This is a genomic window from Cohnella herbarum (assembly GCF_012849095.1).
Classification (GTDB): Bacteria; Bacillota; Bacilli; order Paenibacillales; family Paenibacillaceae; genus Cohnella; species Cohnella herbarum.
The window spans coordinates 1,429,725-1,444,238 of record NZ_CP051680.1 but is presented as its reverse complement, the minus strand read 5'-3'; the positions used below and the strand labels follow the sequence as shown (position 1 = coordinate 1,444,238).

Below are 14,514 nucleotides of genomic sequence, written 5' to 3'. Positions count from 1 at the left end.
TGATTAGCCCTCCTTTAAATTAAGGTGAATAAGGAAGAAGGCTGATAATTGTTGCCAATCAGCCTTATGAGTATTATTTACCTAGTTGATTTAATAATGCATTTACGACTGCAAGCGTAGATTGAGGATTTTGCCCGGTAATCAGATTGCCGTCGACTTCTACATGCGTGCTCCAGTTCGGTGCCGCTACAAAGATAGCGCCCAGATCGCGAATTCTGCTCTCCAAGAGGAACGGCACGTATGAGCTCAAGCCTGTCTCTGATTCTTCTCTGTCCGTGAAGGCATTCACGCGTTTTCCTGCAACCAGCGGTTGTCCATTGGACAAAGTCGCGCCGACAAGGCCGGCAGGGCCATGGCAAACGGCGACGACGAATTTGCCTGCTTCGTAAAATTCGCGAAGCAACTGCCGGAGCTTTTCGTTTTGCGGAAGATCGAACATCGTTCCGTGACCGCCGGGCAGGAAAATCGCCTCGAAGTCCTCTGTCGTTACGCCGTCTAGCTTTTTGGTATTTTCCAAATGCTTGGCGGCATCCAGAATTTCTTGAGGCGTTTGGTCGTCCACGCTGCCTGGGTCAACCGGACCGGCTCCTCCTTTTGGACTTGCTACTGTAATTCCATAGCCTTTTTCCAAGAAGGTCAGATAAGCCTCCGCGAATTCCGACAGCCAGATTCCCGTCTTTTTGCCTTCCTTCATATCTGCATGATTGGTGACAACCATTAATATTTTTTTCCCCATCCGTATTGCCTCCTATATATTTGATGTTTGGTTACAGGTGTTATTGTACGATCGTCAAATGAATAAAACAAATTATGTTTTATGTGGTTATGTATAAAAATATTTATGATAGTTCGCCAATTCCTCTTTCAGAGGTCACCGAAGCGTTGAAGGTATTGGCATGGTTTCGTTTCATTTGCCCGTCTAAAGAAATCCGCGTGGCGGGTGGGCGTGAAGTTAATCTCCGTACCTTGCAGCCTCTGTCTTTGTTCGCGACCAATTCACTCTTCGTCGGTGATTACTTAACGACAGAAGGCCAAGATGTGTCCGCCGATCACCAGATCATTGAGGATTTGGGCTTTGAGATTGAATTAATCGCCCTTTAAGGCGGTGCTAACGATGAACTGGATGGATAAAGAGCTTGAACGATTGGCTGACGCCTCATTGGAACGTTCCTTGCGTACGCATGGCACGGTATCCGAATTTCCAGGTTATACGGTGCCCGGAGAGCGAATGTTATTGAACTTGAGCATGGGAGCAAGCGCTTCTGAAGCCGTTGCCATTCCTGATCTGAGCTCCCGACAACTGTTTTTCCAGATGTTTATGGAATACGAGAGGAAGTATCGCATGCAGGGAGGCGTCTTCGCGACTTATGATCTTCTATTAATTCAAGCCCGTGACTCAAGAGTGGAAAAATCAAATTAATGTCATTAAATAAAACAGGGATAAAAAATAAGACCCAGCCTACCCAACTGGCCTTATTTTTTTGTCCGCGGGTCTGAAATACCACGAAACAGCGGTTAGAACGAGAAGTAACGCGGGGGGAGTTAGATCGCCGATAGAATCGCCTAATACAAGATGTGAAATGATCGCTCCCGCCACTGTAAAGAAAAAACCAGCGTAAGCCCATTCTTTAAGCAACGGAAATTTTGGAACGAGTATGGCAATTACGCCTAATAATTTCGATGCGCCAAGGACAACGAGTAAATAGGATGGATATCCCAAATGCGTCATTTTAACAACTTCTTCATCCATTTTAATGAATTGCACGATTCCCACAGAAAGCATTCCTAGCGAAAGCCAAGCGGTAGCCATCCAATAAATGATTTTGTTTCTTTTTGTCATGGTGGTTTCCTCCTTGATTATTTCCTCATCGATAAATAACGGTAAATTTCCAATTAGACACCATTTGGTGACACTTTGATTATAGGACACCGATTGGTGTCGTGTCAACAGCCGATGTAGCGTCGGACGTATTCAGTATCCTTCTGCCTCTTCATAGGGTAGTGGGCTTTTTTCGCTTATTTGGGCTGCAGCAGTATAGACAATTATTTCAATGTCATGTATAGTTGAATACATGAGTAACCAACCATTCAACGTCGCAATCTTTTTAGAGAAAAGAGGTCCTTGATGAAACCGACATTGGATGAATCCCAACCCATCTTTCAACAGATTGCCCAAATGATCATGGACGAGATTGTGGGGGGCGAATTGAACGAAGAGGAACAAATTCCTTCCGAAAATGAGTTGTCGCGCTTCTATAACATCAATCGGGCGACGATACGTAAGGGTCTACAGGATTTGGTGGATGCAGGGATTATTTATAAACAGCGAGGGATAGGCATGTTCGTTAAGAGCGGAGCGAAGCTGCAATTGTTGAAGGAACGTCAGCGTCACTATCGCGAACAGTTCGTCCTTCCCTTATTGGAAGAAGCGAAGAAAATCGGATTAAGCAAGGAATCGGTCGTTCAGTTGATTCTGGAGGAGGAGTAGAGATGATATACGTAAACGAAGTGGCGTATTCGTACGATAACGTTCCCGTTCTAGAAAATGTATCGTTAGAGGAGAAGGAGCCGGTGATCGCGGGGCTGTGGGGGCGCAACGGGGCTGGTAAAACAACTCTAATGAGACTGTTGGCCGGTCATCAACGGCCTCACGGCGGAACGGTTCAAGTTATGGGCTCGGCGCCTTACGGTAACCCGGCGGCAGTTCGGCATGTTTGCTATATGCAGGAGGATCATCCGTTCAGCCCGATATGGACGGTGCAGGATGCGCTTCGTTTCGGTCGATATTTTAATGCCAACTGGGATCAAGCTACGGCAGACCGCCTGGTCGAAACTTTCAGATTGGATCGCAAGAAGAGAGTTCCCAAACTGTCCAAAGGGATGAAATCTGCACTTCAGTTTATTATCGGTTTATCTAGCCACGCCGACGTCACGATACTCGATGAGCCGACGAACGGCTTGGATGCCGGGATTCGCAGGAAGCTGTATGAGGCATTAAGGGAAAGCCATGAGGATTCACCTCGTCTCATTCTGATTTCGACGCATCATATCGAAGAAGTCCAAACGCTCTGCGAATCGTTGATCGTTATGCACAAGGGCAAGTTGCTGCGTCATCAACAGATCGATGAATTCCGTGAGCAAGGCATATGGTTGGCTGGTGAACGAAGCGCGGTGACAAGCGTTATTGACGGTCATAAAGTGCTGGAGCAAAGCACGATGGGATCGAAAATCAGGGTGATGCTCGATGCCCCCTATTCGAAGCACTGGAAAGAGCAAGCGCAAGTTAAGGGACTTTCCATTGAAAAAGCGGACTTACAAAATTATTTGCTGAATATAACGGAAGATGCGGAGGTAAACATATGAACTCACAGAGCGCGGTATTCCGATTAATGTACGAGGATGTGATCTGGTATTTCGTCAAACTTATGCTTCTGTTCATTACCGTTCCGTTGACGATCGTATGGATTATCGCCGGATTGGTCTTTAATCTCGATCGAGAAACGCTAGCTGCGATATCCGGACCTGCGTACTTCTTTATCGCCGGTTTCGGGCTCTTCGGATTCAAGTCCCTCTTTCCGATAACGATCGGAATGGGAAGCACGCGCGAGCAATTTCTTAAAGCTTATTACAGCGTGGGCATAGGGGGCGTTATTTTCAGCGTCTTGTGTTTGAACGTCTGCCAATACGCGCTAGTCACGATCTATCAATGGAATTCGGTAGAAGCCGGCATTCTGCATGCCGGAAGGTTGTTTCTGGATGAGTACGATTTCTTAGACTATTTGTGGATCGATCTGATGGTAGGTATTGCAAGCTTCAGTCTTACTTTTTTCGGCAATGCCATCTTTTATCGGGTAGGGTTTATTCGCTGCGTCATCATGTTGATGATCGTAACGGTCGTAGGCATATTTCTATATTATGGAGGCGTTATTTCCGCGCTGTCTGACTCAATGTCTGACATCAAGATGAGTGCGATGGCGATCGTTTCATGCGTCGGAGCAGTGAGTCTGGCTGCTTTATTCGCCACTTATCCGATGCTGCGCCATGCGCCATTGCATCCGATGCCCAGAAAAGGATAATGAATATGTGGATGGACAGCTATCAACAATGCATAGCGTCCGGATCGGGTGAACACCGGAATTCGAGAAGCGCAAACGGCAGAGATGCCGTTTTTTGCTGTTTAGGAAACTTTACGAATCCAGAAACAAGGATAACACGGATGAACTTCACTCTCCATTTTCCTTGTAGCTGGCCCCGAACTAATGGCGTGTCGACGTAACCAGGACATAAAGCGTTCACTGTAATTCCGTAGGCGGCTGCTTCCAACGCGGCGACTTTAGATAAGCCGATCACGCCATGTTTAGCGCTGTTGTATGCCGCTTTACCGGCAAAACCGACCAATCCGTTGATGGAGGCGATATTAAGGATGCGACCATAGTTTTGTCGCTTCATGATAGGAAGCGAATGTTTGATCGCTATGAAGGGCGCCGTCAGCATGATCTTAAGCATCATTTCGAATTTATCCGTAGGAAAATCCTCGATCGGGGCAACATGCTGTAACCCTGCGATATGAAATCCGATACCCTGTGCGGTACCCGTAACGATGACAACGCGATCGGTGAATATGCTCTGTAGCTCCTTATTCATGTAGATTAATAGGATTCCAATAGAATAGAGTCGGACAAGATCAGCGGGGGCTCAGTTGCCCGTTGGATATCCTCGATCGAATACCCTTTAGCGACTTCAACAAGAAGCATTCCATTCGGCGTGATATCGATGACGGCCCGTTCCGTGATGATCCGATGCACGACTTGTTTGCCAGTCAGCGGTAAGGTGCAAGCTTTTAATAGTTTCGATTGTCCGGCTTTGTTGACATGGTCCATAATCACAACGATTCGTTTGGCTCCATGCACGAGGTCCATGGCGCCGCCCATTCCTTTGACCATCTTGCCGGGTATCATCCAGTTGGCCAAATCTCCGGATTCGGATACTTCCATTCCGCCTAGAATGGCCAGATCGATATGGCCTCCGCGAATCATGGCGAATGAATCCGAGCTACTGAAATAGGAGGCTCCCGCGATGGCGGTGACGGTTTCCTTACCCGCATTAATGAGATCCGGATCGACGAGGTCAATGGGGGGGAAAGGGCCAATGCCAAGAAGGCCGTTTTCCGATTGGAGCACAACCTGTTTATCCGGCGAAATAAAATTCGCTACTAATGTTGGAATGCCAATTCCAAGATTCACATAGTAACCGCTCTGTATTTCTTTTTCCGCGCGCCTCGCAATTCGTTCTCGAATCGACATTTGCTCACTCAACGTATCTTCACCTTTCTATAGTTAGTCGTTATATCGTCGTTAGTCGTTCAATTCGTTTCTCTTGGACGCCCACAATCAATTGATTCACATATATACCTGGCGTATGGATGGATTCCGGATCCAAATCACCGACCTCTACGAGTTGCTCCACCTCTGCAATCGTTATCTTGCCTGCGGTCGCCATAATCGGATTAAAATTGCGGGCTGTTTTGTTGAACATCAGATTTCCCATGCGATCTGCTCTAAACGCGCGTATCAGGCTGAAATCCGCGGTTAAGGCGTGTTCGAATATATATTCTTTACCGTCGAAAACGCGTGTTTCCCTTCCTTCGGCAAGCGGGGTTCCGACTCCTGCCGGCGTATAGAATGCTGGAATTCCTGCGCCGCCCGCCCTGATTCTCTCAGCTAGCGTACCTTGCGGAACCAATTCCGCTTCAATCTCGCCAGCCAATACTTGGCGTTCGAATTCCTTGTTCTCCCCGACGTAAGAGGCGATGATCCGTTTAATCTGTTTATTTCTCAACAGCAGTCCGAGTCCCCAATCGTCGACCCCGCAATTGTTGGATATAATGGTCAAGTTGCGCGTCCCTAGATCGGCCAAAGCTGCGATTAAATTTTCCGGAATGCCTACGAGACCGAAGCCACCTACCATGAGCGTTGCGCCATCAGGGATCGCGTTCACGGCATCTGTGAACGACGTCAACAGTTCTTTCATGAGAAACCGTCTCCTTTCTTAGATACGTCGAATATTAGGCGACTAACAACGCTCCACTACGGTTGCGATTCCTTGACCGCCGCCAATGCATAAGGTCGCCAAACCATATCGGGAGCCTCTACGATGTAATTCATGCAATAAAGTGATCAAGACGCGAGCCCCGCTAGCTCCGATCGGGTGACCTAATGCAATAGCTCCTCCATTGACGTTCATCCTATTCGGGTCAAAGTCGAAGCTCTTGACGTAAGCCAATGATTGGGCGGCAAAAGCTTCGTTCACCTCAAGCAGATCCATATCTTGAATGAAGAGACCTGCTTTACTGAGCGCCCTTTCTGTTGCGGGGACTGGACCTAAACCCATCATCGCGGGATCAACTCCTGCGGAAGCATGAGCGCGGATTATGGCAAGCGGTTCGATTCCCAGCGCAGTCGCTCGTCTTTCCGACATAAGAATGAGAGCTGCCGCACCGTCGTTAATGCCGGAAGAGTTGCCGGCCGTAACAAGTCCATCTGGCTTAAAAGCTGGGCGTAGTTTGGATAGGACTTCGATCGTCGTGTCCGGACGCGGACTTTCATCTCTAGTAACGGGAATTGATGCGCCTTTTCTCTGAGGAATATCTATAGGAACGATTTCATCAACAAATCGTCCTGCGCTAATGGCTTCCGTAGCTTTACGCTGGCTGTCTACTGCGTATTGATCGAGCTCTTCTCGGGTAAAACCATATTTCGCGCAGATGTTCTCCGCAGTAATCCCCATGTGGTAATCATTCGTTGCGCACCAAAGCCCATCGCGGATCATCGAGTCCGTGATAGCCTGGTCTCCCATGCGGAAACCGGAACGGGCGCCTTGCAGGAGGTAAGGGGAGGCGGTCATGTTTTCCATGCCTCCGGCTACGACAATCTCGCTTTCCCCGGTCAGGATCGCATTGAAAGCCAAATGAACGGCCTTCATTCCTGAGCCGCAAACTTTATTAATCGTCATGGCGGGGATTTCTACGGGAAGCCCGGCGGAGAGGGCGGCTTGCCTGGCGGGATTCTGACCAAGTCCCGCTTGAAGCACGTTGCCCATAATGACTTCATTGACTTGTTTAGGGTCGATCCCCGCACGACTGATCGCCTCGGCGATAGCAACTGAACCTAAGCGGACGGCAGAAACATCCTTAAATATGCCGTTAAAGCTGCCGACCGGCGTTCTTACCGCGCTGGCAATGACGACGGAATTGGCTATCATAACGTTCAAACCTCCTCAATTCTCTTCTTAAAGCTGACCAACTGATCTATGCTGTTTTTCATTTTCTCCGCTGTAGAGCTTGGATCCTCGTAACGGTAGTACCCGTATCCGCTCTTCACTCCGAGTTCTCCATCAGCCACTTTTGTCAGCAACGATTCGGGTGCAAGCGTGTTCGTACTCAGCTCGGGAAACAGGTGACCGGTAACCTTAGCCCATACATCCAGTCCGCCGAGATCCGCAATCTCGAAAGGGCCCTTGAATGCCCATCGCAGTCCGAGTCCCTCTTTAACAACGGTGTCAATCTGGCCAGGGTCGGCAATGCCATTCTCGACTAGGTACAAGGCTTCTCTTATAAGCGCGGCTTGAAGACGATTCGCAACAAAACCGGGAACATCCCTGTTCAGTACAACCGGAGTTTTGCCGCAATGAATTAATAGAGCAGTAAGCTCGTTTCCAATTTGCGGTGAAGTCGTCGGTAAAGTTACGATTTCGACCAACGGGATTAGATTAGCCGGGTTAAAAAAGTGGGTAATGACGATCCGATCCGAGAAAGGCAAATTTTCCGCCAAAGTCTGCAGAGATATGGTGGAGGTATTAGAGGCGACGATTGCGCGATCAGAGATTATTTCCGCCAACTGTCGGAACACTTCGCGCTTGATCTCCAGTTGTTCAGGGACGGCTTCTACGATCAAGTCGGCATTTGCAACCGCTTTCTCTAAATCGTTATAAAAATGAATTCTCGCATCTAATGAAGGAAATGTTCTTCCCGCCGGTTCGTACAGGGCTACCTTAAAGCCATGCTCTGCGAATAATAGCGCAATTCCGCTTCCCATGGTGCCGGATCCCAGAACAGCAATGTTTTTGATCATATTTACCTCCTCGATAAATGAGCTATCTCTATTACTAATATACACACCGCATATTTATAGGTAAAATACATATATAGAATATTATATATTCCAATTATCTATATATAAGGACGCGATAACGCGATGGATTTACGTCAGCTTAGTTATTTTCTGGAAGTGGCGAATCAGGAGAGTTTCTCTAAGGCGAGTCAAACGATTCATGTGACCCAACCTACGCTTAGCAAGATGGTAAAAAGCTTGGAGGAAGAGCTGGGCGTATTGCTAATCAATCGTTCCACGCGTCGAGTCGACCTGACCGAAGCGGGTAAAGTCGTTCAAGCTCATGCGCAAACGATCTTGAATGCTAAGCAAAATCTGTTGTCTGCCGTTGCGGATTTGACCGAAATGAGAAAAGGGCAATTTTCGTTAGGACTACCGCCAGTCATCGGAGCGAGTTTTTTCCCGAAGGTCATCTCAAAATTTCATCAGTTGCACCCGGATATCGATATCCAACTCGTCGAGGAAGGGGGCAAGCGGATTGAGCAGCTATTAATAGAGGGTTCATTAGATCTTGGGGTTGTCGTGCTTCCCGTAGACGAGGAGCTGTTCGAGGTAGTTCCGATCGTAAAGAGGCATCTAAACTTGGTCGTTCCCACATCCCATCCCCTAAGCGGGAGTAATGAGGTACGTCTATCCGAGCTTAGGAACGAATTTTTTATTCTCTTTCGCCAAGAGTTCAATTTGCACGACAGGGTGAAGGAGGCATGCATTCGGGAAGGGTTCGAGCCGCAGGTCGCATACGAAAGCTCGCAATGGGATTTTATCTACGAATTAATCCGCGCGGACGAGGGAATATCCCTACTTCCGGAAACGATATGCGCCAAATTCGATGCAGCCAATGTACATGTCATTCGTAAGATCGAACCGAACATCCATTGGGATTTAGCGATTATTTGGAAGAAAAACGGCTATGTCTCCCATGCGGCATCAGGTTGGATCGAGTTTGTTCGGAGGGAGCTAGGAACGGAGAGAGCCTGAGGGAAGCATGTATTCGAATAAAGGAGATTGATTACTCGCTTGGCGGTTTCCGCTTGAAAATCGTTTGATCAAATGCAACTCCAATAGCTACTCCAATGGCAATACCGATAGCTAGATTATCCATCATTAAGCCGATCGCAACCCCGAACGCTATACCTGAAGCCATACCGTTATATCTTCTTTTGTTATTTTTCTTTTTGTCCACCTTTGACACCCCTTGAAAGCAATAATCCTCTCATACGTAAGATTTACGGGTAGGTTTCACCCCATATTGACATGGAAAAACATCTATTATTCACGGTACCAAAACAAAGAATAAGGAGAAACCTTCCCATTGAATTAAAGCGGAGTTTTTTTTATAATATCCGTATCGTAAGAGCGAAGGAAGTGGTATGGATGGCAATTAAAGATTGTCGGAATAGATCAGCTCATGCAAAGCCTGTTTTAGAGGCGATACTTTGCATGGGCGGTCAGAACTAAAATCGCCCCGGTAAGCAATCATCGTTTCTAATACTTGGCTTTGCACCTTATCTCATTATTTAATAAATAAGGGGCTGAACCAAGATGTGTAAACCATTTATTAGAAACCATCAATATAACGTTATCAAAAAGCAAGCAGGAATTATGCAAAATGCTCTCAGAACGATAGCGGATCCTAAAGTTTTGGAATCGGTCAGATTTGGTACGGAATCCAAAATCGTTGAAATGTTTCCGGATGTTACGGACGTTCGAAAACAAATGTTGGAAGAAATATCCACTTTGAAAACGACTGAAGATTTTCAGAAATATTTGAGAGAGTTTGAACCGTATTTGTTGGAATTTCCGCAAGTAACAGCCAAGCAGATTCAGCAACTATTTCCTAAGAATAAGAAACTAAAGATACCCGATTTATCCGCAATAGACAATCGTTATTTAACCTATCTGAGTTGGAGCGATATTTCAACGAATAAAATGTTCCTGGTCTATCAACTAAACGGGCAATTCATTGGCGTAGAAGGCAAATATACGCCCACAAACAAGAAAGGCTTTTGTTTTTTATGTAATCGGCATGAAGAACTTTCCTTTTTTTCGGCGATATCCAAAAAAAGACCGGCTAATTCTTCGCCTGATTACTACAAAGCGGTTGGTAACTATTTGTGCTTAGATAGTCATGAATGTAATAAGAACATCACGGATATTGCTTCTTTAGAAAAATTTATTGATACTGTTATAAGATAGAGATTAAACGGGTTTTTTAACAGGCCGAGCCTGTCGTTGAGCAACAGCATCCTGCATGATGTCGGGATTCTTTATCTACGGATCTCTCATAGGAACGAATCAAGAGGACAGCGATTATTCGCTGTCCTCTTGGCGTCTGCGGAACCGGTGAATCTTGCGAACGGAAGATAAGAGTTCTATAGAAAGTGACATATACGCTCTAATTGCCCTTTTGTATACTGGGAAACGGAAGGCTTGGAAGCAAGAATGGATCGCGCTAAAACCATTATTGAGGAGAGGTGTCCATGATGAGCGTTTCAAAGCATGGAGGCAAAAACCATCCGTTCGCGGCGCTTGTTGCCAGAGTATTCACGGTCTTATTAGCTTTCGTATTGATCGCAGCTAACGCAGGCAACGTAAGCCGTATTTTCACGCAACCGCCAACGGCTTATGCCCAACAGGCTACACTCGAACAGACGATCAGCGATTTCGAAGGAAACGAGGAGGGCTGGATTTTCCATAACGGACCGGAATTCCCCGGAGCGACCGGCAGTTTGGTCGCGGAAACGAACGATTCCTACGAAGGAACGAAATCCGGCAAACTGACGGGAGACTTCTCCGGCGGAGGCAACTACGTCTCGATGTACCAGGATCTGCCCGACGTAGACATGCAGGAGCTTCGGTTCTGGATCAAGACGGAAGACTTGGCTTGGCTGGCGCTCCGGCTGACCGACAGCACCGGCCAGATCCATCAGCAGGAGATCGATATTACACCCGGTTCGAATTGGCAGGAGATCGTGATCACGGATCTTGCCGGCGGAAGCGGACCCGGAACGTACCACTGGGGCGGAGCGGAAGACGGCTTGTGGCACGGCCCCGCTATCCGCGTAGGCTTGAATCTCGAGTACGGGGCTTTCGTGAACGAGTCGACGACCGGAACGTTACTGGTCGACGCGGTGACCGTGACCGTCCCTGACGGCCCGGCCGGGCCGTACTACGACGACGTGATCATTAGCGATTATGAAGAGAACGGCGTGGGCTGGGCGTTCCATAACGGTCCCGAGTTCCCGGGAGCGACGGGGACTCTTACCCGGGATACGAACGAGCATCATAACGGAGCCGCCGCCGGGAAGCTGACTGGGAATTTCTCTAACGGCGGGGTCTACGTCTCGATGAACAAGGAATTGCCGGACATCGACATGGAGGAGCTCAGCTTCTGGGTGAAAACGCAGGATCTGAACGCCATCGCGCTAAGGTTGTTCGACGAGACCGGACAGATTCATCAGCAGCGAATCGAGATTCAGCCTAACGGCAACTGGCAAGAGATCGTCGTCACGCATCTCGCCGGGCTGCCCGGACCGGGCACCTACCATTGGGGCGGAGCGGAAGACGGACTGTGGCACGGTCCGGCCATCCGCATGGACGTGTTGATGGAAGCGTCGGATTTGGTAGGGACGCAAACTAGCGGAACGCTCTGGATCGACGACGTGATCGCCAATGTGCCTAGGCCGACGATCCGCATCGCGCAGGACCGTCTCGGCAATGCGTTCGGAACGGCCGAGGCGATAGCCTTCCGGGTCGATCTGGCGCAAGACGCCGATCTGGTCTGGTCGGCGACCGACTTCTGGGGCCGGCGCGTAGCGGGCGCGAGCGCGCAGACGATCGACGGTTCGGCGCAGCTTCAGGTACCGCAGCTGGGAAGCGGGTATTACCGCCTTAAAGTCGAGGCAACCTCGGGGGGACAGCCGGTCGACACGGCCGAGACGACGTTCTCCGTACTGTCTCCCGTCGACATGAGCCAGATCGCAAGTTCCTCCTTCGGGGTAGCGACTCACTTCGCGCATGGCTGGAATCCCGATATGATTCCCCTGATCGCGAACGCAGGCTCGAAAAACTACCGCGACGAGATGTATTGGAGCCGCATGGAGCCGAGCGCGGGCGTCTACGAGACGCCGGAGGACTACACGGAATATTACGAGACCGCGGCGGACAACGACTTGGAGCCGCTGATGATCTTGTCGTTCAACAACGCGAATCACGACGGAGGAGCGACGCCGTATACGAACGCCGGCAGGCAAGCGTTCGCCGACTACGGCAACGCGCTGCTGAACGATTTTCCCGCCACCAAGTGGGTGGAGGTCTATAACGAATTCAATATCATGGGCGATTACGGAGACGGACCGGCGGATAACCTGCCCTCCTACTACTACGAGTTGCTGAAGACCAGCTACCAAACGATCAAAGCCGAGAACCCGAACACGATCGTTATCGGCGGGGTAGTCGCGCACAACGACTGGAGCTGGATGGAGGAATTGTTCCAGCTCGGCGGGCTTCAATACATGGACATTCTGTCCGTGCATCCTTATAACTATCCCGTCTCTCCGGAAGGAATGGAAGCGGAGCTGAAGCAGCTCGACACCCTCGTGAAGCAGTACAACAACGGGCAATCCAAGCCGATCTGGGGAACGGAGACCGGATGGCCGACTCAATTGGACGCGAGAGGCGTGAGCGAATCCACGCAAGCGGCTAACGTCGTGCGCGCCAACGTCACCCAACTGGCGGCGGGAGTCCAGAAAGTGTACTGGTACGACTTCATGAACGACGGAACGGACCCGACCGTTAACGAACAAAATTTCGGCTTGATCCGAAACGCGAAGGATGCGCTCGGCAAGTACGCGCCCAAACCGGGATATGTCGCTTACGGCGTCATGACCCGCAAGCTGGAAGGCAAGGCGTACGATCACAAGGAGACCGTCGGAACCGATATTTACAGCTATATCTTCGGTACCGGCAGCGGCCGGCAACGCGTTCTCTGGTCTTCCGTACCGAAGCAAGTCGCGATCCAGACGAGCAGCCCTATCGTAATTACGGACGTGATGGGCGAGACGACCACCTTGAATCCGAACAACGGGTACGCGTATTTGACGGTCACGGGAGCCCCGATCTACATGAACGCAAGCTCGACTACCGTCATCGCGAACAATCGGTTTACGCTCTCCGGCGGTGAGGCCGTTAAAGGAGAACCGGCGGTTCTGACGCTGTCCGTCAATAACACGGTTCCGGGCAGCCAAGCGATCAGCGGAACCGTCGAGGTTCAGGGAACGTCGGTAGCGATCAACGTCGGAGCCGGGCAACAGCAGCAGTACCAGATCTCGGTTCCGGCCTTGAGCAACGATCAGACGCTGTTCGGAATCGTGAAGGCCGGAGGGCAAGCGATCGCGAAGCTGTCCGCCGACGTTAGACTGGTGGATCCGATCGCATTCAGCGCTAAACATGTCCTGACGGGAAGCGGGGACGCGGTCCGCATCGGGGTCGTCAACCGAAGCTCGTCGGCTTATACGCTGGACGAAGTGGACTGGGAGATCGGCAGCCAGACGGGGACTTTGAACGCGGCGTTGACCGTAGCCGCCCATTCTTCGGGCAGCTTCGACTTGCCGGTCACGGGGCTGACGGCCGGGACGCCTTACGCGACGAAGTTGTCGTTCGTGGCTAACGGATCGGTTGCTTACCGGTACGAAGGCACGTTGATCGGCCGGAATCCTTCCGCCATGAAGAACGCGCCGAACCGGACCGTTACGGTCGACGGCACGGCGGATGCCAATCCGGGCACGCGGATCGCCAATCTGGCGACCGATGGCAACAACTTGATTACGTCCTACGGCGGAAGCTCGGATCTGAACGGCGACATCTGGTTGAACTGGGATCAGAACAACGTCTATCTTACGGCTAAGATTCATGACAACGTCTTCTCGCAGACGAGTCAAGCGGGCGCGATCTGGCAAGGCGACAGCTTGCAGTTCAGCATCGCCCAAGGCACGCCGGGAGAAAGCGAATTCTGGCACGAGTTCGGAGCCGCATTGACGCCGCAGGGACCTCAAGTGTTCCGTTGGTTAGGTACGGCCGGGTATGCTTCGGGATTGGTCAGCAATGGAAACGTAGCGATTACGCGCAACGAGACCACGAAGACGACCCTGTACGAAATCGCCCTGCCGTGGACGGAATTGACGCCGGTGGCCTCGGGCGACGGCATGCTTAGCGTCTCCCTGCTCGTGAACGACAACGACGGTACGGGACGCAAGGGTTACATCGAGTGGGGAAGCGGCATCGGAGACGAGAAAGACAGCGCACTCTTCCGTTCGATCAAGCTCGTCCCGTAATCGGTATCGATCCG

The 14,514-nt window shown here is 50.1% G+C and carries 14 protein-coding genes and 2 pseudogenes; 8 read left to right on the top strand and 8 right to left on the bottom strand.

All coding sequences use genetic code 11. The features are described from left to right. Positions 1 to 73: 73 nt before the first annotated feature. Complete coding sequence (locus HH215_RS06200) at positions 74 to 736, bottom strand: type 1 glutamine amidotransferase domain-containing protein (protein ID WP_169279107.1); 663 nt, start codon at positions 734 to 736, stop codon at positions 74 to 76. A gap of 140 nt (positions 737 to 876) precedes the next feature. Here HH215_RS06200 and HH215_RS06195 point away from each other — a divergent pair. Together HH215_RS06195 and HH215_RS06190 are read left to right on the top strand one after the other, a co-directional pair. Next, positions 877 to 1,101 (top strand): annotated as a pseudogene (locus HH215_RS06195) (biotin synthase BioB); the annotation flags it as partial. Positions 1,102 to 1,114: 13 nt separating this feature from the next. Beyond that, on the top strand, positions 1,115 to 1,420 hold the full coding sequence (locus tag HH215_RS06190) for a hypothetical protein (RefSeq protein WP_169279106.1): 306 nt from the start codon (positions 1,115 to 1,117) through the stop codon (positions 1,418 to 1,420). A gap of 39 nt (positions 1,421 to 1,459) precedes the next feature. Here the strand turns inward: HH215_RS06190 and HH215_RS06185 are convergent, their stop codons facing one another. Beyond that, positions 1,460 to 1,840 (bottom strand): DoxX family protein, encoded by a 381-nt coding sequence (locus HH215_RS06185; protein WP_169279105.1) that lies wholly within the window; start codon positions 1,838 to 1,840, stop codon positions 1,460 to 1,462. Positions 1,841 to 2,125: 285 nt separating this feature from the next. Between HH215_RS06185 and HH215_RS06180 the strand changes: the two genes are divergently transcribed. The 3 genes from HH215_RS06180 to HH215_RS06170 are packed head-to-tail and all read left to right on the top strand — an operon-like array spanning position 2,126 to position 4,076. Then, the gene (locus HH215_RS06180) at positions 2,126 to 2,488 is read left to right on the top strand and encodes a GntR family transcriptional regulator (RefSeq protein WP_169279104.1); all 363 of its coding nucleotides are present in this window, start codon (positions 2,126 to 2,128) and stop codon (positions 2,486 to 2,488) included. A gap of 2 nt (positions 2,489 to 2,490) precedes the next feature. Further along, complete coding sequence (locus HH215_RS06175) at positions 2,491 to 3,363, top strand: ABC transporter ATP-binding protein (RefSeq protein WP_169279103.1); 873 nt, start codon at positions 2,491 to 2,493, stop codon at positions 3,361 to 3,363. Continuing rightward, positions 3,360 to 4,076, top strand: coding sequence for a hypothetical protein (locus HH215_RS06170; protein ID WP_169279102.1), 717 nt, complete (start codon positions 3,360 to 3,362; stop codon positions 4,074 to 4,076). Before HH215_RS06175 ends, HH215_RS06170 begins: the two co-directional genes overlap by 4 nt. A gap of 163 nt (positions 4,077 to 4,239) precedes the next feature. Here the strand turns inward: HH215_RS06170 and HH215_RS06165 are convergent. From HH215_RS06165 to HH215_RS06145, 5 genes and pseudogenes are all read right to left on the bottom strand, one after another. After that, positions 4,240 to 4,563 (bottom strand): annotated as a pseudogene (locus HH215_RS06165) (SDR family NAD(P)-dependent oxidoreductase); the annotation flags it as partial. 86 nt (positions 4,564 to 4,649) lie between these two features. Further along, a complete protein-coding gene (locus tag HH215_RS06160) occupies positions 4,650 to 5,303 on the bottom strand; it encodes a CoA transferase subunit B (RefSeq protein WP_169284252.1) in 654 nt (217 codons plus the stop codon). Positions 5,304 to 5,343: 40 nt separating this feature from the next. Further along, a complete protein-coding gene (locus HH215_RS06155) occupies positions 5,344 to 6,030 on the bottom strand; it encodes a CoA transferase subunit A (RefSeq protein WP_169279101.1) in 687 nt (228 codons plus the stop codon). A gap of 42 nt (positions 6,031 to 6,072) precedes the next feature. Then, a complete protein-coding gene (locus HH215_RS06150) occupies positions 6,073 to 7,260 on the bottom strand; it encodes an acetyl-CoA C-acetyltransferase (protein WP_169279100.1) in 1,188 nt (395 codons plus the stop codon). 5 nt (positions 7,261 to 7,265) lie between these two features. Beyond that, positions 7,266 to 8,129 (bottom strand): 3-hydroxyacyl-CoA dehydrogenase family protein, encoded by an 864-nt coding sequence (locus tag HH215_RS06145; protein ID WP_169279099.1) that lies wholly within the window; start codon positions 8,127 to 8,129, stop codon positions 7,266 to 7,268. A 123-nt stretch (positions 8,130 to 8,252) separates the two neighbouring features. On the opposite strand from HH215_RS06145, the gene HH215_RS06140 reads away from it, so the two are divergent. Next, positions 8,253 to 9,146 carry a LysR family transcriptional regulator gene (locus HH215_RS06140; protein WP_169279098.1) on the top strand — a complete coding sequence of 298 codons (894 nt, stop codon included), beginning with the start codon at positions 8,253 to 8,255 and terminating at the stop codon, positions 9,144 to 9,146. A gap of 31 nt (positions 9,147 to 9,177) precedes the next feature. On the opposite strand, the gene HH215_RS06135 is transcribed toward HH215_RS06140, so the two are convergent. Next, positions 9,178 to 9,351 (bottom strand): glycine zipper domain-containing protein, encoded by a 174-nt coding sequence (locus HH215_RS06135; RefSeq protein ID WP_169279097.1) that lies wholly within the window; start codon positions 9,349 to 9,351, stop codon positions 9,178 to 9,180. 359 nt (positions 9,352 to 9,710) lie between these two features. On the opposite strand from HH215_RS06135, the gene HH215_RS06130 reads away from it, so the two are divergent. Further along, positions 9,711 to 10,364, top strand: coding sequence for a FusB/FusC family EF-G-binding protein (locus HH215_RS06130; RefSeq protein WP_169279096.1), 654 nt, complete (start codon positions 9,711 to 9,713; stop codon positions 10,362 to 10,364). 284 nt (positions 10,365 to 10,648) lie between these two features. Beyond that, positions 10,649 to 14,500 carry a sugar-binding protein gene (locus tag HH215_RS06125; protein ID WP_169279095.1) on the top strand — a complete coding sequence of 1,284 codons (3,852 nt, stop codon included), beginning with the start codon at positions 10,649 to 10,651 and terminating at the stop codon, positions 14,498 to 14,500. Positions 14,501 to 14,514 lie beyond the last annotated feature (14 nt).